A 22,114-nucleotide genomic window follows, 5' to 3' on the forward strand; every position below is an offset into this window, starting at 1 on the left:
CGTAGCGGTCGGACGTACGTACGTCGGGGTGTAACGGGGGAGGAATAGGGCCGACAGTCCACGCTGTTGACGTGGATGACGAAGGAGGGAGACCGCTGTGCCCCACTCCAACCCGGAGACGCACGTCATCGACTTCCGTGCCGCTGAGCACCTGCTCGCGGCGCGCGACCCGCGAGGTGCGGTGAAACTGCTCGACCCGGTCATCGCGGCCCACCCCGAGAACACGGCCGCGCGGCTGCTGCGCGCCCGCGCGTTCTTCGCCGCAGCCCAACTGCGCGCCGCCGAACTCGAGTTCACCATCGTCCTGGAGCGTGAGCCGGACAACGCGTTCGCGCACTTCGCGCTCGCCCGCACCTACCAGCGCGCCGCACGGCCCGACCAGGCGAGGCGCCACTTCCGGCTCGCCGCGGCGCTCGACCCGCAGCCGGACTACGTGGCAGCGGCCGCCTTCGACGACACTCCGTAAGGCCACTGAGGGAACCCCCTGAGGGGAGCCCCTCAAGGCCGCTGAGGGGAACTCCGCAAGGCTGCTGAGCGGATTCAGTGCTTGTCGTCAGGGGGATCGTAGGGCGGTACGTCGGGGCCCGGCTGGTAGTGCGGGCCCTGCCGGATGTGGCGGGTGATCATGAACAGGTCGACGGTCACGACCAGCCACAGCACCCCGCACGCGAAGGCCCACCACGGGCGGTCCGTGAGGATGAACGCGACCGTACCGAAGATCGTCCAGGCCAGACCCCAGATGCTGAGCCACAGCCGGGCGCGCAGAGCACTGCGCGCGGTCACCGGTTCACTGCCCGTACGCATCGTCACCACCTCCGCCCGTGAAGAGGTACCCCCTCCAGGGTGCCTCTTCACGGGCGGAGGCGTCGGGTAGGCCCGCACCCTCGCGCGGCGCACCGTTCCCTGCAAAGGTGAGGTGATTTCCGGTCGGTAGGGGGAGGGCGCGTGCTGGACGGGCAGAAGAGCGGTGAGCGGCTCGCGGGATGGGCGCAGGCGCTGGACGGGCGGGAGCGGGCGGAGGCGGTGATCCCCGACGCGGACGACCTGCCCGAGGTCCTTCTCGACCTCGGGGTCGCCCATGAGGACATCAACGAAGTCGTCGCGCTGCGCCCCCGCGTGACCGACGACCCCGGAGTGCGCGACCTCCTGGAGCGCGCCGTGGGCGCCGTCACCCGGGACATGGGCGCGGTCGGCGGGAGTCCCCCCTTCCCGTCGCCGCCCGACGGCGGTGACCTCCTCGAACGCTGCTTCTCCGTGTACGTCTACGTCGCGGCGCTGCCCGCCACGCGCGCGTACCACCGCAGTCTCGGCGTGCCGGACGACGTCTCGCGGCGCACCCTCGCCGACCTCGGGCGCCATATGGCCGTTCACCGCAGGCGGTACGGCAGTTGTGGCATCCACGCGGTCGCCTGGCTCGGTCTGCACTTCCACGGGGAGCTGTACCAACTGGGCCGGCTCCAGTACCAGCGGGCCCGGCTCGGCGGACGCTCGGGGAACGGGGCCGCCGCCGCGGGCCTGCCGCTCACGTCCGGCGACCCGTGCCTCAGCCTCCACATCCCCGACTTCCGGGGCCCGCTGTCGCCGCGCGCGTGCGACCGGTCCCTGGCCGTGGCCCGGGAGTTCTTCGCGCGTCACTACCCCGATGAGCGTTACGAAGTCGCCGTGTGCCACTCATGGCTCCTCGACCCCCAGCTGAAGGATCATCTGCAGCAGGACTCCAACCTGGTGCGCTTCCAGGAGCGATTCCGGGTCGCGTGGGAGAACACGGAACCGGACGACGAGGGCCCGGTCGGCTTCGTCTTCGGCGACCCCCGTCTCCCCGTCGAGGACCTGCCGCGCCGTACGAGCGTCGAGCGGGCCGTCGGTGACCATCTGCGGCGCGGCGGGCACTGGTACGGAGGGCATGGCTGGTTCCCGCTGCCATGGTCGGGAACTACCGCCTCGGGACGGCTCGTTGAAGGGGCATGAGCCTTGAGATGCGTGAGGGATACGGAGGGACAGGGCCCGGCGCCATCACGCCGGACGGCTGCGCGGTCGATCTGTACGCGCGCCTGCCCGTAGGGGACGAGCCCGACATCATCGCCGCTGCCGTGCCCGCGAGAGCGAGCATTCTCGAACTGGGCAGTGGCGTCGGCCGGATGACGCACCCCCTCGTCGAGCGCGGCTTCACGGTCACGGCCGTGGACGAGTCCGCCGAGATGCTGGAGCGCGTGCGCGGGGCGCGGACGATCTGCTCGCCGGTCGAGACGCTGGACGCGGGCGGGACGTTCGACGTGGTGCTGCTCGCGTCGTTCCTCGTGCACGCCGGGGACGTGGCGGTGCGGCAGGGAATGCTCGACACGTGCCGGCGTCATGTCGCGGACAGAGGCTGCGTGTTGATCCAGCGCGAGGGTCCGGACTACCACACGAACCTGCCGCGCGAGCGCGTGGACCCGAGCGGGTTCACGGTCCGCATGGTGTCCGCGGAGCCCGTGGGGGACGGGGTGAACTCGGTGCGTGCGGAGTACGAGTTCCCCGACGCTGCCTGGACGCACACGTTCCTGGCGCGGCCCCTGACACAGGAGCAGTTCGAAGAGGCGCTCGCCGAGGCCGGACTGAAGGTCGACCAGTACCTCACGGACGACCAGGTGTGGGTCAGGGCGGTTCCTGCATAACGGTGCCGGGGGACCGATGAGTTGTGCGGGGCGAGGCCGTCTATACCGGTGACAGCCGAACGGCACCGGCGCACCACCCGGCGCCGACTCACCGAGGAGCACCCCATGTCCGAGACCGCCGCCCCCGTCACGACCGCCGCCTCCGCCGCGTCCGTCACCTCCGCCCCGGCCGCCGGCAAGGCCCGCGTCGCCCGCATCGCGCTGCGCACGCTCACGGTGCTGCTCGCGCTGTTCTACGGCGTCGCGAGCGCCCTGCCCAAGCTGATCGCGCACCCGTCGGCGGTCGAGTCGTTCGACACGATCGGGTGGGGGAGCACGGCGATGTACGTCATCGGCGCCCTCGAACTGGCAGGGGGGATCGCCCTGTTGGTGCCCGTGCTCTCCGGGGTCGCCCCGATCGCGCTGAGCGCGCTGATGGCCGGCGCGTTCGTCGTCCAGATGTCGTACTTCGACGGGGAGAACGCGGCGACGCCGCTCATCCTGATCCTCCCGCTGGCGCTGCTCGCGTGGACACGGCGCCGGAGCAACGCGGATCTGGTCCGCCTGGTCAAGCGCCGGGTGTGACCGGCCCAAGCCGCCAGAGGCTGACCCACCCCGTCGACTCGTACGGGGACGGGGTCAGCCTTTGTCGCGTCCGTCCCTGTGCTGCTCGGCCGGAGGTACCGGGCCCGCGCCGAAGGTCGCGCGCAGCCGGTCCATGTCCCTGCGGTCCCGCTTCGTCGGGCGGCCCGCGCCGCGGTCGCGGATGGCCACGGGGGCGACGGCCGCGCGCGGCGGGGGCGGCGGGCTGTTGTCGACGTAGCACTCGACGGCCACGGGGGCGCCCACGCGCTTGCGGATCAGGCGCTTCACGATCACGACCCGCTCGTGCCCGCCGGCCTGCCGCACCCGCACCTCATCGCCCACGCGCACGTTGTAGGCGGCCTTCACGCGCTCACCGTTGACCTTCACATGCCCGCCCCGGCACGCTGTCGCGCCCGCCGAGCGCGTCTTGGCCAGCCGCACGGACCAGATCCAGCTGTCGATCCGCACGTTCCCACCGGCGCCGGGTGCGGCGGCCCGCGCCGCGTCCGCAGCGGCCGAAGCCGTATCCGAACCGGAATCCGAAGCAGTATCCGAAGCCATGCCTCGACCTTAATCCCGGATTGCCCCGATCCGGCGAGTCACCCGTAAGCCACACGTCACCCCGACGGATAATCCGGACAAAATGCCGCGCATCTCAAGGCAGCCACCGGACAGCGAGGGGTCGAGGGGTATGGACGCCATGGACGCCAGGGACCTGCAAGCCGAAGTCGACGGCCTGATGGGCGGACTCCGCGCCGATCTCGAGCGGCTCGCCGCCATCCCGTCGATCGCCTTCCCCGGCTTCCCGGCCGAGCCCGTGGAGGAGGCGCACGACCTGCTGGTCGGGCTGCTCAGGGACGCCGGCGTCGAGCGCATCGAGCGGATCGACCTGCCCGGCACCGCCCCCGTCATCTTCGGCGAGATCCCGCCGCCGACCCCCGACGCGCCCACCGTCCTGCTCTACTCGCACTACGACGTCCAGCCGCCCGGCGACGAGAAACTCTGGAGGTCCCCGCCCTTCGAGCCGACCCCCGTCGAGGGCGGGCTGCGGGCGCGCGGCATCGCCGACGACAAGTCGAACGTCATCGCCCACCTGGGCATGCTGCGGGCCTTCAAGGGCCGCCCGCCCGTCGGCGTCAAGATCGTCTTCGAGGGGCAGGAGGAGTACGGCAGCCCCTTCGACGACTACCCGCCCACCGATTCCGAGCGGTTCGCCTGCGATGCCATGGTCATCGCCGACCTCGGCAACCTCCGCCCCGGCACCCCCACCCTCACCACGGGTCTGCGCGGCGCGTCCGAGGTCGTCGTCGAGGTCCGCACCCTCGAAGAGCCGCGCCACAGCGGCGAGTTCGGCGGCGCCGCACCCGACGCACTGCTCGTCCTGCTCAAGGCCCTCGCCACCCTGCACGACCTGCACGGGGACGTCGCCGTCGAGGGACTGCGCCGCGACAAGTGGACCGGCACCAGCTACACGGAGGACGAGTTCCGCTCCCTCGCCGGCGTCGAGGACGGCCTGCCGCTCATCGGCAGCGGCACGCTCGGCGAGCGCCTGTGGAGCGGTCCCGCGATCACCGTCATCGGCCTCGACGCCCCCGCCGTCGAACACGCCGCGTCCGCCGTCGTGCCGTACGCCCGCGCCAAGCTCAACCTCCGCTTCCACCCGCTCCAGGACCCGAAGGAGGCGCAGGCCAGGCTCGTCGACCACCTGAGCTCCCTCAAGCCCTTCGGTATCCCGCTCACCATCACCCCCGGCGACACCGGCCCCGGCTACGAGGCCGCGACCGGCGGCCCCGCCTACCGCGCCGCGCTCACCGCGCTGAAGGAGGCCTGGGGCACGGACGCCTCCTACGTCGCGACCGGCGGCTCCATCCCGCTCGTCAACGGCCTCGCGAAGGCCGCCCCCGGAGCCGAGGTCCTCCTCTTCGGCGCCCAGGACAGCATGTGCAACCTGCACGCTCCCAACGAGCGCGTCCTGTTCTCCGAGCTGCGCAGCACCGTCGTCGCGATGTGCGCGTTCGTCCGCGAGTACGCCGCCGGCTTCCGCGCCGGAGCCGCCTCATGAGTGCGCCCACCGACACGAAGGCACCCCAACAGCCGCAGCCGAAACGCAAGTTCACCTTCCCGAGCGCCCTGACCGTCCTCGCGATCGTCACGATCGCCGTCTGGGCGCTCGCCTTCCTCATCCCCTCGGGCCAGTACGACCGCAACGACTCGGGCGCCCCCATCCAGGGCACGTACCACCGCGTCGACTCCGGGCAGACCATCGTCGACCGCCTCAACGACCTGTTCCTGTCCCCGGTCAACGGTCTCTACGGCATCCTGGACCCCGAGACGGCCGTGGTCGCCCCGGACAACACCGGTGACCTGTACGGCAGCGCGGGCGTCTTCCTCTTCGTGCTCGCCATCGGCGCCTTCATCACCGTCGTCTTCGCGACCGGGGCCCTCGACCGCGGCATCGGCAGGCTCGCCCACCGGCTGCGCGACCGAGGCGCACTGCTCATCGCGGGCATCATGGTCGTCTTCTCCGTCCTCGGCACGGTCGAGGGCTTCGCCGAGGAGACTCTCGGGTTCTACGGCCTGATCGTGCCGCTGATGCTCGCGCTCGGCTACGACCGGATGACCGCCGTCGGCGCGATCATCCTCGGCGCGGGGGTCGGGGTGATGTGCTCGACGGTGAACCCGTTCGCCACCGGCGTCGCCTCCTCCGCCGCCGACATCTCGCTCGGCGACGGCATCATCCTGCGCTTCATCATGTGGATCGTGCTGACTGCCGTCACCGTCGCCTACGTCATCCGCTACGCGAAGCGCGTGGAGAAGGACCCCGAGCGCTCCCTGTCAGGGTTCCTGCCGGGGGACCGGGACCAGGCGCAGGCCGAGGCCCACGCGGTCGAGGTGCCGGAGCTGACCGGCCTGCACAAGGCGGTCCTGACCGTCACCGCCCTCGTGTTCGCCTTCATGATCTTCTCGGTCGTGCCGTGGTCGAGCGCGCTCACCGGGAAGGCCGACGCGACCCCGTACGGGTTCGAACTCGGCTGGTCCTTCCCGCAGTTGGCGGCCCTGTTCCTCGTCGCGGCCGTGCTCGTCGGGATCGTGGCGCGGATGGGGGAGCAGAAACTCAGCGCGACGATCATCCAGGGCGCGGCCGACTTCATCTCACCCGCGCTCGTCATCCTGCTGGCCCGCGGTGTCACCGTGATCATGAACAACTCGAAGATCACCGACACGGTCCTGCACTCCATCGAGGGCGTCGTGAAGGGCACCTCGTCCGGCGTCTTCGCGATCATCGTCTTCGTCGTGAACCTGCCGCTCGCCTTCCTGATCCCCTCGACTTCCGGCCACGCCACCCTCGCCATGCCGATCCTGGCGCCGCTCGCCGACTTCGCGGACGTCTCGCGCGCGGTCGTCGTCACCGCGTGGCAGGCCGCCAGCGGCTGGATGAACCTGTGGGTGCCGACCACGGCCGTGACGATCGGTGGCGTGGCCCTCGCGAAGGTCGGTTACGACAAGTACCTGCGGTTCATCTGGCCGCTGCTGGCCATCCTGTTCGTGCTGATCTGCGGTTTCGTGGCGGCGGGGGCGGCGTGGACCTGACGTGACGTGACGGGTACGCGTTGTTCCAATGGGCCATGGGCCATGGGGCTACGGGCCATCGGGCCTTCGGCCGTCAGCGGCGCGTGCGGCGGCGGGTCCGTTCGCCCGGGGTCTCGATGAACTGCAGCTCCAGGGCGGCCGGGGCAGGCGCGATCCCGGGTCCGCCCGCCTCGGCCCAGCGCAGGATCTCGTCCGTCGCGTCGTCCCCCATCGACCAGCCGATCCACGCCGGGCGCCCGCCCCGCCGCCGGCCCTCACCCGAAGGCTGCACGACCATGACGTTCGCCTGGTCGCACGGGCCCAGACAGTCCGTCACCCGCACCGCGACCCGCCCACCGGACGAGCCGGCCGCGGCCCGCAGCCGCTCCAACTGCCACGCGTGGTCGTAGCCGGGGTACTTCGCCGCATTGCCGCAGCAACAGCCCCGGCAAACGACCAGGGTGCAGGGGCGGACGCGGGCGGCGCCTATCGGTGTGCGGGTGGGCACAGAACTCCTCTTCGTCCGGGCAGGTTCCGGAAGAGCGGTGCTCAATCGGCCGTGCGCAGCAGCAACTTGCCGGTCGATGTTCGTCCGCCCATCAGCCGGTGGGCCTCGGCCGCGTCCGGCAGGGCGAACTCCGCGGTGACCGGAAGGATCACAGTACCGTCGGTGACCGTGCGGAAGGCACGCTCCGCCAGCGAGCGCAGCGCCTCGGGTGCCGTCTGCGCGACAGTCAGGATGGAGAAGCCCGCGACGGAACGGCCCTGCGCGTCATGGCGAACCGGACTGCAGGCGGCAGTCACCGCGCGGCGCCGGTGCACACGGATCCCGATGAGGTTTCCATCCTGGCCGCGCTGTCCGCGCTCGCCGACCCCGTACGCATCCAGCTGGTCCGCGAGCTGGCGGGCTCCACGGACTGGACGCGCAGCTGCGGCAGCTTCGACGTACCGGTCGGCAAGGCCGCACTCAGCCACCACTTCTCGGTCCTGCGGGGCGCCGGACTTGTCGAACAGCGCGACGCGGGGCCGAGGCGGGTCAACCGACTGCGCCGCGAGGAGTTCGAGGCGCGCTTCCCCGGGTTGCTCGCTCTGCTTCTCCGCGACGATCTCGCCAACTGAGCAATCGGCCCGTGCGCCCGCCTGAGCGCTCAGGCCGGCCCCTTCCGCTGGGTGGAGTGCGGCCCAGATCGTCTTCCCGGGGGCGGACGGGCGAGGACTGACGCCCCAGTCGTCCGCGAGCGCGTCGACGAGGAGGAGGCCGCGGCCCGACTCGCCCTCCGGGTCCGGGATTCCCGTGACGGGGAGCCTCTCGGCGCGGGTGTCGGTGACTTCGACACGTAGGGCACCGTCGGCTTCGGCGGTCAGCCGGAGGTGGAAGTCCCGGCCGGGGACATGGCCGTGCCGGACCGCGTTCGCGGTCAGCTCCGCAGTGATGAGGGTGACGGTCTCGTTGGTGGGCGAGGTGTAGGGGTGGCCCCAGTCGTTCAGGCGGTGCGAGATGAGACGGCGGGCGAGTCGTGCGCCGCGTGGGGTCGAAGTGAACCGCATGGCGAACTCGTGTACGGGCACTGTGGGTTGGGGCATATGCCTTTGTGGGGGAGTCACGGGCTTCATGCCGTCAACGGTCGTGGCCCGTGCGTAGCTTTGAACAGGCACGACGCGCTGACCGGTGGTCGTTGTACGTGGCCGGCGCGCCGTTGTACGCGCGCTGAGGCGTGACCGGCCCTCCGTACGGCGCGTTGATCGCGGGAGCGGTTGCAGTGACGGTTGCGTGGTGTTCGGTGGCGGCGGTGGAACGTACGGGAGGTGCCGGGCGTGGGGGAGCAGCAGGCGGAGGGGGAGTACGAGTCCGGGGCGGGGATTCTGCATGTGTTCGGGCGTCAGTTGAAGCTGTGCCGGGAGCGGGCGGGTTTGGACCGGGCGGAGTTGGGGGCGCGGACGGGGTACTCGGCGTCGACGATCGCGTCGTTCGAGCAGGGCAGGAGGATTCCGCCGCCCAAGTTCATCGACCTCGCCGATGAAGTGCTTGACGTGGGCGGGGTGTTGAGGGTGGGGAAGGAGGAGGTTGCTCGGGCGCAGTATCCGGCGTTCTTTCGGGATGCGGCCAGGTTGGAAGCGGGCGCGATTGAGCTTCACGTGTACGCGAGCCAGGTGGTACCGGGCCTCTTGCAGACGGATGAGTACGCGCGTGCTGTGTTCACCATGAGGCGCCCACTGCTGGACGAGGTGATCGTTGACCGGCGTGTTGCGGCACGCCTGGCCCGGCAGGAGATCTTCTCCCGGGCGCCGTTGCCCACCATCAGCTTTGTGATCGAGGAGTCCGTTCTGCGGCGTCCACTGGGCGGCAGGGCAGTGATTCGTGGCCAGTTGGAGCAGATGCTGCTTCACGGCCATCGGCGTAACGTCGAGATCCAGGTGATGCCCACGGAGCGCGAGGACCACGCCGGACTGGCAGGTCCGTTCACCTTGATCGAGACCAGGGAAGGGCGGAGGATCGCGTATGCAGAGGTGCACAAGGACAGCCGCCTCTACACGGAGCGGAAGTCGGTCCGGGAACTCGAAGAGCAGTACGGGATCCTGCGCGCCGAGGCACTCACTCCGCGCGAATCGCTGGCCTTCATTGAGAAGTTGCTAGGGGAGAGATGAGCGTCGAAGACTCTGTCGGGACCGTGCCTGAGTCGGCCTGGGTCAAGAGCAGCTACAGCAGCGGGGAGGGCGGCGAGTGTGTCGAGGTCGCGTCCCGGCTCGGTCTCACACACGTCCGTGACTCGAAGGACAAGACAGGTCCCGTAGTGAGCCTGACGGCGACCGCTTGGACCGAGTTCGTCGGGTTTGCCGCCCGGCACACCGCGTCATGCCCGTAGCGCGCACCATGACCGATGACGTCTTCCCCGACCACGTCGCCGAGCGGCTCGCCGCGCTTCCCGGTGTGCGGGCCGTCGCGCTCGGTGGGTCGCGGGCCCAGGGGACTCAACGGCCCGACAGCGACTGGGACTTCGCGGTCTACTACCGGGGTGATTTCCGGCCGGACGACCTGCGGGGCGTCGGGTGGGAAGGGGAGGTCTCCGAGCTCGGCGGGTGGGGCGGCGGGGTCTTCAACGGTGGGGCCTGGCTGACCGTCGACGGGCGGCGCGTGGACGTCCACTACCGGGATCTCGACGTGGTGGAGCGGGAGCTGGCCGAGGCCGAGCGGGGGCGGGTCCGCTGGGAGCCGCTGATGTTCCATCTGGCCGGGATCCCGACCTACCTCGTCGTCGCCGAGCTCGCCGTCAACCAGGTGCTGCGCGGTACGGCGCCCCGCCCCGACCGCTACCCCGAGGCCCTGCGCAAGGCCGCCCCCGAGATGTGGTGGGGCCGGGCCTCCGGCACGCTGCACTACGCGAAGGCCAACAACGCGCCCATGGGCGGAAGGGCCGAGGTCCACGGAGCGGTCGCTGTGGCCACGATGTCGGCCGCGCACGCCGTCCTCGCCGCCCGCGGCGAGTGGGTCACCAATGAGAAGCGGCTCCTGGAGCGGGCGGGCCTGCTGGGCGTCCACAGCCTGCTCGCGGGCGCGTCGGGCGACCTGACGGACGTGGTCGACCGGACCCAGCTCCTCCTGGAGAGCGCCGTCGACTCCGCGCGCAGGACCTGAGCGGGCGGTGCGAGGGGAGCCGGGCCGCGTCCCGGAGCAGCACGCCGAACGGACCGACGTGCTGCTCGCGGAACTAACCGTCCAGGAAGGGATGTTCAGGACGGCGAGTTGCGGCTACGGCTACGGCTACGGCTTCGGCAGTTCGCAGCCCGCCGCGCTCAGGTCGATCTTGTTGCCGATCCCGACGCACGGCACGATCCCGTACGTCTCCTGCGCGTAGTTGATGCCCTTGCGGACCGTGACGTTGCCGTTCTCGTCGACCTCGCACGGGTTGTTGTCCGTGCAGCGGGCGCCGTCCTCGTTGCCCGTGTTGTTGACCGCGACGACCTTGCCGGACGCCTGGTCGACGACGGGGGAGCCCGAGGTGCCGCCGATCGTGTTGCAGGTGGAGGTGTAGCGGACCGAGTCCTTCCAGGTCCACTCGCCCTCCTTGAGGCGGTACGCGAAGCCGTCGACGTTGCAGCTGTAGGTCTTCTTCCAGTAGCCGGAGACGACCGTGATGGCCGTGCCCGCCGTGGGGTGCGAGGCCGACAGTTCGAGGGCCTTGATGCCGTACGAGCTCTCGATCTGCTTGTAGGTGCTGGTGAGTTGGTAGAGCGAGACGTCCGTGTCCGTCATCGTGCCGTACGCGATCTTGTTCGCGCGGAGCGTCGCGACCTTGCTGCCCGCGGAGTTGAGCAGGCTGAAGGTGCGGGACGACGGCTGGTCGACGATGACCTCGCCCGGGCCGGGGAAACCGCTCTCGAGGCAGTGCCCGTTGGACATGACCAGGGCCGGGTCCGTGGGCTGGGAGTCCGGCACGCGGACGACCGAACCGGAACAGTTGCTGAGCGCCACCGTCCCGGCGAAGGTGACCGCCTTGGCCTTGGCCTTCGCCTCGTGCTGGGCTCCGACTGCCGTGGCGGGCGCGGCTGTTGCTCCTATGAGGAGCAGGCCGAACACCGCACCGACGAGAGGCTTGTTCATGTGGGGGTCCTCTCCCGTTGCTTGCTGAAACCGTCAACTACCGGCTTTGACATGTGCATTGTGGTGGTGTCGGCGTCAGCGGACAACAGTGCATGCTCAGCGAACACAGCGGATCCCCCGGAAGAAGTTCGAAAGTTTTCTGCCGCCGAGCGATGAGTTCGGCGAAGACCCCCGGTCAACCACCTGAGGAGTGCCAACCCGAGGAGGACCCATGGGGCTGCCGAACGTCGTCACCCGCGAGGAGTGGCTCGGCGCGCGCCAAGAACTGCTCGCCAGGGAGAAGGCGGCGACCCGCGCCCGCGACGCGCTCAACGCACAGCGCCGCGAACTGCCCATGGTGGAGATCGAGAAGCTGTACGCCTTCGAGGGGCCCGACGGCAAGGCGGAGCTCCTCGACCTGTTCGAGGGCCGCTCCCAGCTCGTCGTCTACCACTTCATGTTCGGCCCGGACCAGGACGCGGGCTGCCCCGGCTGCTCCGCGTTCCTCGACCAGATCGGCCACCTCTCCCATCTGCGCGCCAGGAGCACGGAGTTCGCCGCCGTGTCGCGCGCCCCGTTCACCAAACTCCTGCCGTTCAAGGCCCGCATGGGCTGGACCGTGCCCTGGTACTCCTCGGCCATGAGCGACTTCAACCAGGACTTCGGCTTCGCGTCCGAAGGAGAGTCGCGCGACCTGCCCGGACTCAGCTGCTTCCTGCGCGACGGCGATCGGGTCTACCACACGTACTCCACGACGGGCCGGGGCCTCGAAGGCGTCGGCTCCATCACGAGCCTGCTCGACCTGACCGCGCTCGGCCGGCAGGAGGAGTGGGAGGAGCCGCGGGGGCGCGCGTCGGCGCTCGGGGCCCCGGCGGGCAGCGCGCGGGTCCGCCACCACGACGAGTATCTGGACTGACGCGGCGGCCGGTCGGCCTGACGCGGCGGCCATCTGCTGTTCACGCAGCGGCGCCGTGCGTCTCAACTCGGTTTCATTGTCGTCATGTTGCGAGCCCTCGGGCGCCTCGCGGGCGTTCTTCTCCGTAAGAACGCGCGACAGCGCACGTACGACGACGGGGGCAGGGGTGCACGATGATCGACGGACGAGTGGTACTTGAACGCTTTCCCGCGGGGGGACCGCGCGGGTCGTGGCCGGCCGAGGAGTTCGCGCAGGACCGGCGCTTGGAGGGCCAGTCCGCGGAGGTCGTCATGGACCTCGCGACGGACGCCTTCCTGGTGATCGTGCCCTGCGCCGAGTCCGTCGCGGGCTGAGCCGGGAGGGTGGAGCCTGCGGCTCAGGCGGCGTCGGCCGCGCCCGCGCCGATCGAGCGGGACCAGGCGGGCGTCGCACCGGTGACCCGGCACAGCGCGAGATAGAGCGGGATCGGCGGGGTGTACGGGACGCTGCCGTCGGGCCGGTGGATCAGTCCGGGCGCGCGCCGCGCGTCCGGCACCAGGGCCCCGGCCGCGTAACTGGCCGGAGCCGGCCACTCCAGGGCGACGTCCGAGTCCGACGGAACGATCCACCACCAGCGGTCACCGTCGGCGTACACACACCCCATGCGCGGCAGCCGCGCGACCATGGCGCGCCCGTATGCCTCGGGGACCGCCACGGCGTCGCAGCCGAGCGGGGCGGTCATGCCGTCGGGGACGGTGAGTCTGAGCGGGGCGTTCCGCAGGATCTGCCGCTGCCGTGAGAAGCGGACCAGCGAGTCGAGATCCATCGTGCGCGTCGTCACCACACCCATCCGGTTCCCGCCCCTGTCCCCGTACCGGAGTCGGTGGCCGGGCCGAAGCCGGTGCCGAACCCCGTGTCGAACTCTGACTCGAACTCTTGCGTGTCGAAGTCCGGGCTCTGTCCGGCGCCCGGTCCCGCACCGGCGGAGTCGGACGCTCCACCGGCGTGGGATTCACTGCTGTGGTGCGGCCCGGGAATGCCAGGGGGTTCCGCGACGGCCGACTGTCCTGGGGCGTCGGTGGCGCCCGTGTCCTGCGTGCTGCTCCCGTCGCGTGCGAGCTCGGCCCACACGACGAGTCCGGGGCCGGTCTCCTGCGCGCCCCACGCCGTACTCACCGCCGCCACGAGCAGCAGGCCCCGCCCGTGCTCCTCCTCCGGCGCGACGCGGCGGGAGGGATGCGGCTCACCGGGGGCCCAGCCCTCGTCACGCACAGCTATCCGGACCCGGTCGGCACTGTCGTGGAGCTCGCACACTATGCGGCTGCTCGCGGTGTGGACGATCGCGTTCGTGACCAGTTCGGAGATGATCAGGGCGGCCGCGTCGCAGGTGTCATCGCACACTGCCCAGCCGCTGAGGTGGGCGCGCGTCAGCTTCCGGGCCTGAGCGGCGGAGCCCGGGTGGGGAGCCAGTTCGAAGCTGCTGCGGCGCACGGACGCGGCGCCGGAGCGCGCCTCGGTTTCGTCACCGAGCGTAGCTTCGCCGACTTCTGTTCCTAACGGCACGGACGGAGTCACGCTTGCCACTATCTCCCCGTCGTGAACACTTGGCAAGAGCCACTCTGAAAAGTGCAGAGTGCAGTGTGCTCGGACACCGAGCCATGGCACACTGCTGACGGCGGTGTGCCGTACGGCGCCCGCCATGGCGAAATTGCCTACGATTTCAGGGAAGTTGCCCGGAATGAGCGGGCGTCGGGGCAGCCCGGCTTCACCTGGGAGCGCGACCACACGCGCGACCGCAACAGGACCACAGCACCAAAGGGACGACTGGGAGGTTGAGGGGCGTGAGCGAACCGCGGTCCGCTCCGACCGTTGGCCAGGTCGTCCTCGGCCGGCGCCTCCAGGACCTGCGTGAACGCGCCGGGCTCAAGCGCGAGGACGCCGCCAAAGTCCTCCGCGTCGCCCCCGCCACCGTCCGCCGCATGGAAATGGCCGAGGTCGGCCTGAAGATCCCGTACCTCCAACTGCTCCTGAAGTCCTACGACGTCACCGACGAAGAAGCGGAATCCTTCGTCAGACTCGCCGAGGAGGCCAACAAGCCCGGCTGGTGGCAGCGGTTCCACGACATCCTGCCCGGCTGGTTCTCGATGTACGTGAGCCTGGAGGGCGCCGCCAGCCTCATCCGGTCGTACGAGCCCCACTTCGTTCCCGGGCTCCTGCAGACCGAGGACTACGCGCGTGGCGTGCTGCTCTCCGGAGCCGTCGGCCGCGCCCTCGCGGAGGACCCCGACCTCGTCGAGCGGCACGTCGCGCTCCGGATGCAGCGCCAGGCGCTGATCACCCGCGAGGATGCCCCGCGCCTGTGGATGGTCATGGACGAGACCGCGCTGCGCCGCCCCGTCGGCGGCCCCGACGTGATGCGCGGCCAGATCGACCGGCTCCTCGAAGTCACGGAGCTGGCCAACGTGACACTGCAGATCGCCGAATTCGCCTCCGGCCCGCACCCCGGCACGTACGGCCCCTTCGTGTTGTTCCGATTTGCCATGTCAGAACTGCCGGACATGGTCTACAGCGAGTACCTGACCGGCGCGGTCTACCTCGACGCGCGCCCCGAGGTGGCCACCCACCTGGAGGTCATGGACCGCATGGCGGCGCACGCCGCGACGGCACATCGCACAAAGGACATCCTCCGGGATTTCCGCAAGGAGCTGTGAATGGATCGGATCAAGGCCCGCATACGAGGTGTCGACGGGGAGGTCATCTACAACGGGATGCCCGCCCGCGAACTCGGCACCGAGGGCTGGCACAAGCCCTGGAGCGGGGGCAACGGGGGCAACTGCGTGGAAGCGATGAAGCTGGCCGACGGCCGGGTCGCGATGCGTCAGTCGGCCGACCCGGACGGGCCCGCCCTGATCTACACCCCGGGCGAGATCACCGCGTTCATCGAGGGCGCGAAGGCCGGGGCGGCGGACTTCCTGCTTTCGTGAGCCGGTGGAGTCTGCGCTTTCGTGAGCCGGCGGGGTGCGCGGGCCGTGGGTCCGGCGGCCGATGTCGGGGTCTCAGTCCGGTGGCAGCACCCCACACAGGGCGTCCAGCGCGGCGCCGTAGGCATGGTCCGACGGCGTCGAGTACCCCACCACCAGGCCGTCCGCGTGCGGCATCGTCGCCTCCGGGTGGCGGAACTCCGCGAGGCCGTCGAGGGCGACACCGCCCCACGAGGCGGCCTTGACCACCGACCGCTCGGTCCCCGGGGGCAGCCGCAGCACCGCGTGCAGTCCGGCCGAGATCCCGGTGACCGCCACTCCGGGCGCCCGTTCGGCGAGCGCCTCCACCAGACGGTCGCGCCGTCCCCGGTACCGCTGCCGCATCCGGCGCACATGCCGGTCGTACGCCCCCGAGAGCAGGAAGTCCGCGAGCGCCAGCTGGTCCGGCACGCTCGCCCAGGCCTCCCGCTCCCCCTTCACCGCGACGGCGTCCCCCACCAGACCCCGCGGCAGCACCATCCAGCCGAGCCGCAGCGCCGGCGACAGGCTCTTGCTCACCGAGCCGACATAGACCACCCGTTCGGGGTCCAGGCCCTGTACCGCGCCGACGGGCCTGCGGTCGTAGCGGAACTCGCCGTCGTAGTCGTCCTCCACGATCAGCCCGCCACGCGCGCGTGCCCAGTCGACGGCCGCCGCACGCCGCTCCGCGTGCAGCGGGCCGCCCGTGGGGAACTGGTGCGCGGGCGTCAGCAGCGCCGCCCTCGCCCGGCCCGCGCCCGCCGTCAACTCCCCGACGCGCGCGCCGTGTTCGTCGAGCGTCAGGGGCAGCGTCCGTACCCCGGCCGCCGCCAGGATCTCGCGGTGGAAGCCGAGCCCGTACGACTCCACGGCGAGCGGCCCGCGCAGCACCCGGCCGTCGAACAGAAGCCGCAGGGCGTGTGCGAAGCCGGAGCAGATCACGATGCGGTCCGGCTCCGTGCGCACGCCGCGCGCGCGGGCCAGATACTCCGTGAGCGCCTCCCGCAGCTCGACGCGGCCCTGCGGATCGCCCGGCCCGAACGCCTCGTTCGGCGCGGCCTGGAGTGCGCGCCGGTACGCGGCCGTCCACTCCGCGCGCGGGAAGGACGACGCGTCGGGGGTGCCCTGGCGGAGGTCGTGCCGCGGCCCGTGTGCGCGGGCCGGACCCTTCTTCGGGACGCGGCCGGGGGAGGGTGGCCCGGCCCGCTCGGCGACGCGCGTCCCCGAGCCCTGCCGCGCGGTCAGCCAGCCCTCGGCGACGAGCTCCGCGTACGCGTCGGCGACCGTGTTGCGAGCGACGCCGAGGTCGGCGGCGAGCGAACGGTAGGGCGGCAGCCGGGTGCCGGGAGCGAGCCGCCCCGAGCGGACGGCATCGCGCAGCGCCCCCATGAGAGCGGCCCTGCGGCTGCCCGCCCCGGACAGGTCCAGATGCAGGTCGGCGCCGATGCGCTCCGCGGAATTGACCCATGAATCTGCCATGGAAATGCACCCTACAAGAGGTCTTTCCGGCCCGTAGATTCATGGTCATGACGACGAACACGAACACCGCAGCGAACACCACCGCCCACACGCACACCACCGGCCGCATCGACTTCGCGAAGGCCGCCCCCAAGGTCTTCCGCGCGCTCATCGGCTTCGACGCCGCAGCCCGCGAGGGCCTCGACCCGGCCCTGGTCGAGCTGATCCAGATCCGCTCCTCGCACCTCAACCACTGCGCGTACTGCCTCCACATGCACACCAACGACGCGCGCAAGGCCGGCGAGAGCGAGGACCGGCTGCACATGGTGGCCGTGTGGCGCGAGGCCCAGCACTTCTTCACCGCCCGGGAGCGCGCGGCACTAGCGCTCACCGAAGCCGTCACGCTGATCGCCGACGGCGGCGTCCCCGACGACGTCTACGCCGAGGCCGCCGCCCAGTTCGACGAGCAGGAGCTGGCCCACGTCCTGTCCCTGATCCTCACGATCAACACCTGGAACCGGGTCGCCCTGGCGACCGGCAAGGTCGCGGGGACCGACGAGCGCCGTTGAGCGGCGAGCGTGACCGGCTGCGAGCGCCAGCCGGCTGCGGGCTCAGGTCGTCATCGGACGGTCGTACGGCCCGATCGGCGCGGGCAGCTGCGTCGAGCCGGTCAGCCAGTGGTCCACCGCGGCGGCGGCCGAGCGGCCCTCGGCTATCGCCCATACGATCAGCGACTGGCCGCGGGCCGCGTCACCGGCCGCGAACACGCCGGGCACCGAGGTCGTGAACCGCGCGTTCCGGGCGAGCGTGCCGCGCGCCTCCACGGTCAGGCCGAGCTGGCCGACCGGGCCGTCGGCGCCGCGCTCGGGCCCCGAGAAGCCGAGGGCGAGCAGCACGAGATCGGCGGGCAGCTCCCGGGACGTGCCCTCCCGGGGCCGCCGCGCCTCGTCGACCTCGACGAGATGCAGCGCTCTCACCCGGCCCCACTCGTCCCCCTCGAAATGGAGCGTGGACGCCGCGAACAGGCGCGCGTCGGCGTCCGCCGCGGGCGCGGTCCGCAGCTCCCCGGCCTCCTCGTGGGCGGCCGAAAGCCGGTAGATCTTCGGATACGTCGGCCAGGGCTCGGTCAGCTCGTCGCGCTCGGCGCCCGGCTGCCCGTAGATGTCCAACTGCGTGACGGACGCGGCGCCTTCGCGCACCGCCGTGCCCAGGCAGTCGGCGCCGGTGTCGCCGCCGCCGACGATCACGACGTGCTTGCCGGCGGCCGACAGGGGAGAGGCGTCGAGGTCGCCCTGGCACACGCGGTTGGCCAGCGGCAGATACTCCATCGCCTGCACGATCCCGTCCAACTCCCGCCCAGGCACGTCCAGTTCACGCCACGCCGTGGCGCCGACCGCGAGGACCACCGCGTCGTAGCGGGACCGCAGCTCGGCGGCGCCGATGTCGCGGCCCACCTCCGTCGACGTACGAAAATGCACCCCCTCGTCCCTCAACTGCGCGAGCCTGCGGTCCAGATGGTGCTTCTCCATCTTGAATGCGGGGATGCCGTATCGCATCAGTCCGCCCAGCCGGTCGTCCCGTTCGAACACCGCGACCGTGTGTCCGGCCCGCGTGAGCTGCTGGGCGGCCGCGAGTCCCGCCGGGCCAGAGCCGACCACGGCGACGGTGCGGCCGGACAGTCGGTCGGGCGGCTTGGGCGGGGTGAGGCCGTCCTGCCACGCGCGGTCGGCGATGGCGACCTCCACGTTCTTGATGGTCACGGCCGGCTGGTTGATCGCCAGGACACAGCCCGCCTCGCACGGCGCGGGGCACAGGCGCCCGGTGAACTCCGGAAAGTTGTTCGTGGCGTGCAGCCGGTCGCTCGCCGCCCGCCAGTCGTCGCGCGACACGAGGTCGTTCCACTCAGGGATCAGGTTCCCGAGGGGACACGCCTCGTGACAGAACGGGACCCCGCAGTCCATGCAGCGGTCGGCCTGCGCCTCGATGATCGGAAGGAGCGCCCCGGGGACGTACACCTCGTCCCAGTCATGGACCCGCTCGCCGACAGGGCGGCGCGGCCACTCCTGCCGCGGGGTGGTGAGGAAGCCCTTGGGGTCGGCCATGGCCGTCTCCCTTGCCGTGTCCTTCTCGCCACGATACGTCCGTTTCCTTTGGTGTGCAGAGGTGTCGGTAGCGGCATCGGTAGAGGCATTGGTAGAGGTGCGGCAGGGCGCGGAGGGTCAGGTCAGAGCCAGGATGAACGAGGCCGACGCGGCCAGCGACGCACCACCCCTGATGTGGTTCCACATCAGCCACTCGGACACGTACGTACGCCACGGTCCCGCGCTCTCCGGCGCCTCGGGGTCGAGCTTCGCGAGCGCGTCGTTGCGCGGAATGTTCGCGGCGACGGTCACGCCGAACGCGCCGACGAGCTGGAGCGCGCTGCCGAGCAGCAGCTCCACGGTGCCCTGCTCCGGCCAGAGCACGAACGTCACGACGGCGAGCACCAGACACAGCACCGCGGCCCCCATGAACACCACCATGAACGCGGGGCTGACCGCCGCGACGTTGATCGCCTGCATCGCCGCGATGCCCTGCGCGGGCGGCAGCGCCGCGAGCCCCTTCATCACGAAGGCCGAGAACGCGATGAAGACGCCCGCCGACACCCCGCAGGCGAGCGCGCCCAGGACGGTGAGCACGAAGTACGGTCCCTCGATCATCACAACTCCCCCCGCCGGCGGCGCCGTTGGCGTCGCGGTCCGGTCAAGATCCTGCCGCACGGGGGAGACGGCCGCCACCGTGCCGTGTACACGTACGTGTATGTGTACATGTACGTGTGCATGTTGGTGTATGTGTACGTGCGCATGTTGGTGTACGTGTACGTACGCATGTACGTGTATGCGTGTCTCACGATTCCCGCGCGCGCCAGGTGGCCAGTACGGCCTCCATCGGTGCGTCGATTCTCCGCCTGGCCTCGCCCCGCCGCACCCCGCTCATCAGCAACGCGTCGTACTCGGTCTCCGTGTGCCGCACCGCCGCCCGCACCGCCGCCGTGACCGCGGCACGGGACAGGGCGCGGCCCGCCGCGCTGCGCCCCACCCGGCCGCTGCCGCGCAGGGACGCATGGGCCGCGATGGCCTGCGCGCGGTCCGGCGGGCAGCCGGGGAAGAGCCGCAGGATCTCCCGCGCGAACGCGGCCGTGAAGGACGCGTCCTGCGCCGCCCTGCGCGCCGCGTCCCGCGCCCGGCGCCTGGTCCGCGCGTCGGCGTCCGCCAGGCACCGTTCCTCGGCACGGGCCAGCGCCGCCTCCTCCACGAGGACGCCCTGACGCTCGTAACGGCCGCGCCGCCGATGGAAGCGCACGACCACCGCCGACAGCGAACTGCCTTCCCTGGCGCGGCGGGTGAGCGCCCAGTCGCCGCGCGGCAGATACACGAGATGCCCGAGGTCCGCGCAGTCCAGACAGCGCGGCGCCCCGTCCTCCAGGGTCAGCAGGTCCAGTGGCCCCCGCCGGCACTCCGCGCACTGCCGGCGCTTCAGCGGCTGTACGACGACCGGCCCGCCGGGTCCGGTGTGCGGCGGGGGAGTCCGGTGGTGGGGGACCCGGTCGGGCCCGGCCGTGGTGGTCATACGCGGTTCATTCCCCGCGTGCGGGCGCGAACGCGTCGCAGGGATCCGGGGTTCGGGGTGCGGGGCCCGGGGCTCGGGGCTCGGGTTTGAGGTTCGGGGTCAGGATCCCCTTCGGCTCCCGTGCGGCGTGCGAGGCATCATGAGGCGCGTGCGACTCGAAGCGATCACCTGGGAACGGCTCGGCGACGCCCTCGCCGAGCGGCTGCTCGAACTGAAGCCGGCCGAAGGGAGCCCGTGGCCCCGGATCGCCGTCGACGGCCCGCCGGCTGCCCGCCCCGGTGACCTCGCCGAACTCGTCGGCGAGGCGCTGCGCGTGCGCGGCCGCCCCTCACTCGCCGTCGGCACGGGCGGATTCCTGCGGCCCGCCTCGCTGCGCTTCGAGTACGGGCGCGAGGACGTGGAGGCCTACTACAGCGGCTGGTTCGACACGGCCGCACTGTGGCGCGAGGTCTTCGGGCCCCTCGAACCGGGCGGCACGGGACGGGTCCTGCCGGACCTGTGGGACCCGGCGGCCGACCGCGCGACACGCAGCGCCTACGTCGAACTGCCGCCAGGCGGCGTCCTGTTGCTGCACGGGCCGCTGCTGATGGGGCACTGGTTCCCGTTCGACCTGACCGTGCACCTGAGTCTGTCGCCGGGCGCCCTGCGGCGGCGTACGGCCGACGACGAGCAGTGGACGCTGCCGGCCTTCGAGCGCTACGAGAGCGAGACGGACCCGGTCGGCACGGCGGACGTGGTCGTACGGGCGGACGATCCCCGGCATCCGGCCTGGAACGGGCTGCCGTCGTAACGGGCTGCTGCCGCCCGGGTACGGGGCCGCACCCAGGTGCGAGCCCTGGGCAGCCCGGAGAGAATGGATTGCGCCGGGACCTGCGGCGCCTCCGTGCCGCGCCGGCCACCGGCACCGGGAGGTACTCATGACCACCGCCGGAGACATCATGCACCGGGGTGCGCAGTGGATCCCCGCCCACGAGACCCTGGACCGCGCCGCCCAGCTCATGCGTCAGCTGAACGTGGGAGCGCTGCCCATCAGCGACGAGAACGAACGCCTCTGCGGGATCCTCACGGACCGCGACATCGTGGTCGGCTGCGTGGCCATGGGCCACGACCCCTCCAAGATCACCGCCGGCGACCTCGCCCAGGGGACGCCCCGCTGGATCGACGCGGGCGCCGACGTCGACGACGTCCTCCAGGAGATGCAGGACCACCAGATCCGCCGGCTCCCCGTCATCGAGAACAAGCGCCTCGTCGGCGTGATCAGCGAGGCCGACCTCGCGCAGCATCTGACCGACGACCAGATGTCGCACTGGGCCGAGAGCGTCTACGCCAGGAGCTGACCTTCACGATCATGTGCCGGCGGCGGCTCCCAGAGCACGACCGCTAGGAGCGGCCCGCCGCCACCGAGAACGGTCCGCTGTCCGTCACCGCGTACAGAACCCCGCCCACGGACAGGGGAGCGACCGGGCTCTGTGACCGCTCGTCCACCGTGCCGCTCTCCCTGCCGTCCGCAGCCACCGCGGGCTTCGTCCGCCAACGCTCCCTGCCCGTACGGGTGTTGATCGCGACGATGCTGCTGTCCGGCGTCGTCGCGTAGAGCGTCGTGCCCCGCACCGACGGCTCGCTGAAGACGGGCAGCTCCCGCGACGTCGTCCACGGCGCCTTGCCGCGCTTCAGGTCGAGGGCGAGCACCATCTCGTTCGCGTCGTGTGTACGACCTTGACCGGCGACCGCTCTGCCCGAGGCGGACCGGCCGAGGTAGCCGACACCCATACCGCCGGTGCCGATC

General features: G+C 71.3%; 28 protein-coding genes and 1 pseudogene. 17 read left to right on the plus strand and 12 right to left on the minus strand.

The annotated features are described in order from the left end of the window. Window positions 1-97: 97 nt before the first annotated feature. Window positions 98-466, plus strand: a complete 369-nt coding sequence (locus tag ACIPWY_RS26700; protein WP_362905625.1) for a tetratricopeptide repeat protein — start codon at window positions 98-100, stop codon at window positions 464-466. A 74-nt stretch (window positions 467-540) separates the two neighbouring features. On the opposite strand, the gene ACIPWY_RS26705 is transcribed toward ACIPWY_RS26700, so the two are convergent. Beyond that, on the minus strand, window positions 541-804 hold the full coding sequence (locus tag ACIPWY_RS26705; RefSeq protein WP_362905627.1) for a DUF6343 family protein: 264 nt from the start codon (window positions 802-804) through the stop codon (window positions 541-543). A 219-nt stretch (window positions 805-1,023) separates the two neighbouring features. On the opposite strand from ACIPWY_RS26705, the gene ACIPWY_RS26710 reads away from it, so the two are divergent. The 3 genes from ACIPWY_RS26710 to ACIPWY_RS26720 all read left to right on the plus strand — a co-directional run bounded on the left by ACIPWY_RS26710 (window position 1,024) and on the right by ACIPWY_RS26720 (window position 3,218). After that, window positions 1,024-1,968: an acyltransferase domain-containing protein gene (locus ACIPWY_RS26710; protein ID WP_393705875.1), complete on the plus strand. Its 945-nt coding sequence runs from the start codon at window positions 1,024-1,026 to the stop codon at window positions 1,966-1,968. Continuing rightward, entirely contained in the window at window positions 1,965-2,654 is a 690-nt protein-coding gene (locus tag ACIPWY_RS26715; RefSeq protein ID WP_393705870.1) for a class I SAM-dependent methyltransferase, read from the plus strand. Before ACIPWY_RS26710 ends, ACIPWY_RS26715 begins: the two co-directional genes overlap by 4 nt. Window positions 2,655-2,759: 105 nt before the next feature. Beyond that, window positions 2,760-3,218: a DoxX family protein gene (locus ACIPWY_RS26720; protein WP_401535366.1), complete on the plus strand. Its 459-nt coding sequence runs from the start codon at window positions 2,760-2,762 to the stop codon at window positions 3,216-3,218. A 54-nt stretch (window positions 3,219-3,272) separates the two neighbouring features. Here the strand turns inward: ACIPWY_RS26720 and ACIPWY_RS26725 are convergent, their stop codons facing one another. Beyond that, entirely contained in the window at window positions 3,273-3,779 is a 507-nt protein-coding gene (locus tag ACIPWY_RS26725) for an RNA-binding S4 domain-containing protein (RefSeq protein WP_393705868.1), read from the minus strand. A gap of 130 nt (window positions 3,780-3,909) precedes the next feature. Between ACIPWY_RS26725 and ACIPWY_RS26730 the strand changes: the two genes are divergently transcribed. Together ACIPWY_RS26730 and ACIPWY_RS26735 are read left to right on the plus strand one after the other, a co-directional pair. Further along, entirely contained in the window at window positions 3,910-5,280 is a 1,371-nt protein-coding gene (locus tag ACIPWY_RS26730; protein WP_362905634.1) for a M20/M25/M40 family metallo-hydrolase, read from the plus strand. Beyond that, window positions 5,277-6,809 (plus strand): YfcC family protein, encoded by a 1,533-nt coding sequence (locus tag ACIPWY_RS26735; RefSeq protein WP_393705867.1) that lies wholly within the window; start codon window positions 5,277-5,279, stop codon window positions 6,807-6,809. The genes ACIPWY_RS26730 and ACIPWY_RS26735 overlap by 4 nt, the downstream gene beginning before the upstream one ends. Before the next feature lie 73 nt (window positions 6,810-6,882). Here the strand turns inward: ACIPWY_RS26735 and ACIPWY_RS26740 are convergent, their stop codons facing one another. Continuing rightward, complete coding sequence (locus ACIPWY_RS26740; protein WP_362905637.1) at window positions 6,883-7,296, minus strand: (2Fe-2S) ferredoxin domain-containing protein; 414 nt, start codon at window positions 7,294-7,296, stop codon at window positions 6,883-6,885. A 266-nt stretch (window positions 7,297-7,562) separates the two neighbouring features. Here ACIPWY_RS26740 and ACIPWY_RS26745 point away from each other — a divergent pair, with 266 nt between their 5' ends. Further along, window positions 7,563-7,907 (plus strand): transcriptional regulator, encoded by a 345-nt coding sequence (locus ACIPWY_RS26745; RefSeq protein WP_362905741.1) that lies wholly within the window; start codon window positions 7,563-7,565, stop codon window positions 7,905-7,907. A gap of 123 nt (window positions 7,908-8,030) precedes the next feature. Here ACIPWY_RS26745 and ACIPWY_RS26750 read toward each other — a convergent pair. Next, window positions 8,031-8,657: pseudogene (locus ACIPWY_RS26750) on the minus strand (ATP-binding protein); the annotation flags it as partial. On the opposite strand from ACIPWY_RS26750, the gene ACIPWY_RS26755 reads away from it, so the two are divergent. From ACIPWY_RS26755 to ACIPWY_RS26765, 3 genes are read left to right on the plus strand one after another with little or no spacing between them, the layout of a single operon-like run. Beyond that, entirely contained in the window at window positions 8,604-9,434 is an 831-nt protein-coding gene (locus tag ACIPWY_RS26755; RefSeq protein WP_393705866.1) for a Scr1 family TA system antitoxin-like transcriptional regulator, read from the plus strand. The pseudogene ACIPWY_RS26750 and the gene ACIPWY_RS26755 overlap by 54 nt on opposite strands. Continuing rightward, window positions 9,431-9,652, plus strand: a complete 222-nt coding sequence (locus tag ACIPWY_RS26760; RefSeq protein ID WP_393705865.1) for a DUF397 domain-containing protein — start codon at window positions 9,431-9,433, stop codon at window positions 9,650-9,652. The genes ACIPWY_RS26755 and ACIPWY_RS26760 overlap by 4 nt, the downstream gene beginning before the upstream one ends. A gap of 8 nt (window positions 9,653-9,660) precedes the next feature. Further along, window positions 9,661-10,422, plus strand: coding sequence for a nucleotidyltransferase family protein (locus ACIPWY_RS26765; RefSeq protein WP_393705864.1), 762 nt, complete (start codon window positions 9,661-9,663; stop codon window positions 10,420-10,422). A gap of 126 nt (window positions 10,423-10,548) precedes the next feature. On the opposite strand, the gene ACIPWY_RS26770 is transcribed toward ACIPWY_RS26765, so the two are convergent. Further along, window positions 10,549-11,388, minus strand: a complete 840-nt coding sequence (locus ACIPWY_RS26770) for a serine protease (protein WP_393705863.1) — start codon at window positions 11,386-11,388, stop codon at window positions 10,549-10,551. A gap of 211 nt (window positions 11,389-11,599) precedes the next feature. Between ACIPWY_RS26770 and ACIPWY_RS26775 the strand changes: the two genes are divergently transcribed. Beyond that, window positions 11,600-12,283 (plus strand): DUF899 domain-containing protein, encoded by a 684-nt coding sequence (locus ACIPWY_RS26775; protein ID WP_393705862.1) that lies wholly within the window; start codon window positions 11,600-11,602, stop codon window positions 12,281-12,283. A gap of 173 nt (window positions 12,284-12,456) precedes the next feature. Then, window positions 12,457-12,636: a hypothetical protein gene (locus ACIPWY_RS26780; RefSeq protein ID WP_362905649.1), complete on the plus strand. Its 180-nt coding sequence runs from the start codon at window positions 12,457-12,459 to the stop codon at window positions 12,634-12,636. Between the two features lie 23 nt (window positions 12,637-12,659). Here the strand turns inward: ACIPWY_RS26780 and ACIPWY_RS26785 are convergent, their stop codons facing one another. Next, a complete protein-coding gene (locus ACIPWY_RS26785; RefSeq protein ID WP_389546534.1) occupies window positions 12,660-13,112 on the minus strand; it encodes a hypothetical protein in 453 nt (150 codons plus the stop codon). Beyond that, window positions 13,100-13,825 (minus strand): ATP-binding protein, encoded by a 726-nt coding sequence (locus ACIPWY_RS26790; protein WP_393705861.1) that lies wholly within the window; start codon window positions 13,823-13,825, stop codon window positions 13,100-13,102. The genes ACIPWY_RS26785 and ACIPWY_RS26790 overlap by 13 nt, the downstream gene beginning before the upstream one ends. 278 nt (window positions 13,826-14,103) lie before the next feature. Here ACIPWY_RS26790 and ACIPWY_RS26795 point away from each other — a divergent pair, with 278 nt between their 5' ends. Both ACIPWY_RS26795 and ACIPWY_RS26800 read left to right on the plus strand, forming a co-directional pair. Continuing rightward, on the plus strand, window positions 14,104-14,973 hold the full coding sequence (locus ACIPWY_RS26795; RefSeq protein WP_362905652.1) for a helix-turn-helix transcriptional regulator: 870 nt from the start codon (window positions 14,104-14,106) through the stop codon (window positions 14,971-14,973). Further along, on the plus strand, window positions 14,974-15,246 hold the full coding sequence (locus tag ACIPWY_RS26800; protein WP_127830477.1) for a DUF397 domain-containing protein: 273 nt from the start codon (window positions 14,974-14,976) through the stop codon (window positions 15,244-15,246). A 72-nt stretch (window positions 15,247-15,318) separates the two neighbouring features. Here the strand turns inward: ACIPWY_RS26800 and ACIPWY_RS26805 are convergent, their stop codons facing one another. Next, window positions 15,319-16,740 (minus strand): PLP-dependent aminotransferase family protein, encoded by a 1,422-nt coding sequence (locus ACIPWY_RS26805; RefSeq protein ID WP_362905654.1) that lies wholly within the window; start codon window positions 16,738-16,740, stop codon window positions 15,319-15,321. A gap of 47 nt (window positions 16,741-16,787) precedes the next feature. On the opposite strand from ACIPWY_RS26805, the gene ACIPWY_RS26810 reads away from it, so the two are divergent. Further along, window positions 16,788-17,288, plus strand: coding sequence for a carboxymuconolactone decarboxylase family protein (locus ACIPWY_RS26810; RefSeq protein ID WP_393705859.1), 501 nt, complete (start codon window positions 16,788-16,790; stop codon window positions 17,286-17,288). 42 nt (window positions 17,289-17,330) lie between these two features. Here ACIPWY_RS26810 and ACIPWY_RS26815 read toward each other — a convergent pair whose 3' ends face one another. The 3 genes from ACIPWY_RS26815 to ACIPWY_RS26825 all read right to left on the minus strand — a co-directional run bounded on the left by ACIPWY_RS26815 (window position 17,331) and on the right by ACIPWY_RS26825 (window position 20,328). Next, a complete protein-coding gene (locus ACIPWY_RS26815; RefSeq protein ID WP_393705858.1) occupies window positions 17,331-18,821 on the minus strand; it encodes a glutamate synthase subunit beta in 1,491 nt (496 codons plus the stop codon). Between the two features lie 117 nt (window positions 18,822-18,938). Further along, window positions 18,939-19,418: a DUF1772 domain-containing protein gene (locus ACIPWY_RS26820; RefSeq protein ID WP_393705857.1), complete on the minus strand. Its 480-nt coding sequence runs from the start codon at window positions 19,416-19,418 to the stop codon at window positions 18,939-18,941. A 187-nt stretch (window positions 19,419-19,605) separates the two neighbouring features. Next, window positions 19,606-20,328: a DUF2293 domain-containing protein gene (locus tag ACIPWY_RS26825; RefSeq protein WP_393705856.1), complete on the minus strand. Its 723-nt coding sequence runs from the start codon at window positions 20,326-20,328 to the stop codon at window positions 19,606-19,608. 139 nt (window positions 20,329-20,467) lie between these two features. Between ACIPWY_RS26825 and ACIPWY_RS26830 the strand changes: the two genes are divergently transcribed. Further along, window positions 20,468-21,118: a uridine kinase gene (locus tag ACIPWY_RS26830; RefSeq protein ID WP_393705855.1), complete on the plus strand. Its 651-nt coding sequence runs from the start codon at window positions 20,468-20,470 to the stop codon at window positions 21,116-21,118. Between the two features lie 127 nt (window positions 21,119-21,245). Next, window positions 21,246-21,665, plus strand: coding sequence for a CBS domain-containing protein (locus tag ACIPWY_RS26835; protein WP_362905665.1), 420 nt, complete (start codon window positions 21,246-21,248; stop codon window positions 21,663-21,665). A 43-nt stretch (window positions 21,666-21,708) separates the two neighbouring features. Here ACIPWY_RS26835 and ACIPWY_RS26840 read toward each other — a convergent pair whose 3' ends face one another. Then, window positions 21,709-22,020, minus strand: a complete 312-nt coding sequence (locus ACIPWY_RS26840) for a PQQ-binding-like beta-propeller repeat protein (protein WP_393705854.1) — start codon at window positions 22,018-22,020, stop codon at window positions 21,709-21,711. Window positions 22,021-22,114: the final 94 nt, after the last annotated feature.

The sequence above is a fragment of the Streptomyces sp. NPDC090032 genome (assembly GCF_044748025.1).
Lineage (GTDB): Bacteria > Actinomycetota > Actinomycetes > Streptomycetales > Streptomycetaceae > Streptomyces.

What these genes read in the sequence shown, in the direction of transcription:
- ACIPWY_RS26760 (WP_393705865.1), top strand. Translation starts at nt 9,431, where the DNA reads ATGAGCGTCGAAGACTCTGTCGGGACCGTGCCTGAGTCGGCCTGGGTC.
- ACIPWY_RS26720 (WP_401535366.1), top strand. Translation starts at nt 2,760, where the DNA reads ATGTCCGAGACCGCCGCCCCCGTCACGACCGCCGCCTCCGCCGCGTCC.
- ACIPWY_RS26705 (WP_362905627.1), bottom strand. Translation starts at nt 804, where the DNA reads ATGCGTACGGGCAGTGAACCGGTGACCGCGCGCAGTGCTCTGCGCGCC.
- ACIPWY_RS26805 (WP_362905654.1), bottom strand. Translation starts at nt 16,740, where the DNA reads ATGGCAGATTCATGGGTCAATTCCGCGGAGCGCATCGGCGCCGACCTG.
- ACIPWY_RS26780 (WP_362905649.1), top strand. Translation starts at nt 12,457, where the DNA reads ATGATCGACGGACGAGTGGTACTTGAACGCTTTCCCGCGGGGGGACCG.
- ACIPWY_RS26840 (WP_393705854.1), bottom strand. Translation starts at nt 22,020, where the DNA reads ATGGTGCTCGCCCTCGACCTGAAGCGCGGCAAGGCGCCGTGGACGACG.
- ACIPWY_RS26800 (WP_127830477.1), top strand. Translation starts at nt 14,974, where the DNA reads ATGGATCGGATCAAGGCCCGCATACGAGGTGTCGACGGGGAGGTCATC.
- ACIPWY_RS26815 (WP_393705858.1), bottom strand. Translation starts at nt 18,821, where the DNA reads ATGGCCGACCCCAAGGGCTTCCTCACCACCCCGCGGCAGGAGTGGCCG.
- ACIPWY_RS26785 (WP_389546534.1), bottom strand. Translation starts at nt 13,112, where the DNA reads ATGGGTGTGGTGACGACGCGCACGATGGATCTCGACTCGCTGGTCCGC.
- ACIPWY_RS26730 (WP_362905634.1), top strand. Translation starts at nt 3,910, where the DNA reads ATGGACGCCATGGACGCCAGGGACCTGCAAGCCGAAGTCGACGGCCTG.
- ACIPWY_RS26775 (WP_393705862.1), top strand. Translation starts at nt 11,600, where the DNA reads ATGGGGCTGCCGAACGTCGTCACCCGCGAGGAGTGGCTCGGCGCGCGC.
- ACIPWY_RS26835 (WP_362905665.1), top strand. Translation starts at nt 21,246, where the DNA reads ATGACCACCGCCGGAGACATCATGCACCGGGGTGCGCAGTGGATCCCC.
- ACIPWY_RS26830 (WP_393705855.1), top strand. Translation starts at nt 20,468, where the DNA reads ATGAGGCGCGTGCGACTCGAAGCGATCACCTGGGAACGGCTCGGCGAC.
- ACIPWY_RS26825 (WP_393705856.1), bottom strand. Translation starts at nt 20,328, where the DNA reads ATGACCACCACGGCCGGGCCCGACCGGGTCCCCCACCACCGGACTCCC.
- ACIPWY_RS26765 (WP_393705864.1), top strand. Translation starts at nt 9,661, where the DNA reads ATGACCGATGACGTCTTCCCCGACCACGTCGCCGAGCGGCTCGCCGCG.
- ACIPWY_RS26745 (WP_362905741.1), top strand. Translation starts at nt 7,563, where the DNA reads ATGGCGAACCGGACTGCAGGCGGCAGTCACCGCGCGGCGCCGGTGCAC.
- ACIPWY_RS26715 (WP_393705870.1), top strand. Translation starts at nt 1,965, where the DNA reads ATGAGCCTTGAGATGCGTGAGGGATACGGAGGGACAGGGCCCGGCGCC.
- ACIPWY_RS26820 (WP_393705857.1), bottom strand. Translation starts at nt 19,418, where the DNA reads ATGATCGAGGGACCGTACTTCGTGCTCACCGTCCTGGGCGCGCTCGCC.
- ACIPWY_RS26770 (WP_393705863.1), bottom strand. Translation starts at nt 11,388, where the DNA reads ATGAACAAGCCTCTCGTCGGTGCGGTGTTCGGCCTGCTCCTCATAGGA.
- ACIPWY_RS26810 (WP_393705859.1), top strand. Translation starts at nt 16,788, where the DNA reads ATGACGACGAACACGAACACCGCAGCGAACACCACCGCCCACACGCAC.
- ACIPWY_RS26735 (WP_393705867.1), top strand. Translation starts at nt 5,277, where the DNA reads ATGAGTGCGCCCACCGACACGAAGGCACCCCAACAGCCGCAGCCGAAA.
- ACIPWY_RS26725 (WP_393705868.1), bottom strand. Translation starts at nt 3,779, where the DNA reads ATGGCTTCGGATACTGCTTCGGATTCCGGTTCGGATACGGCTTCGGCC.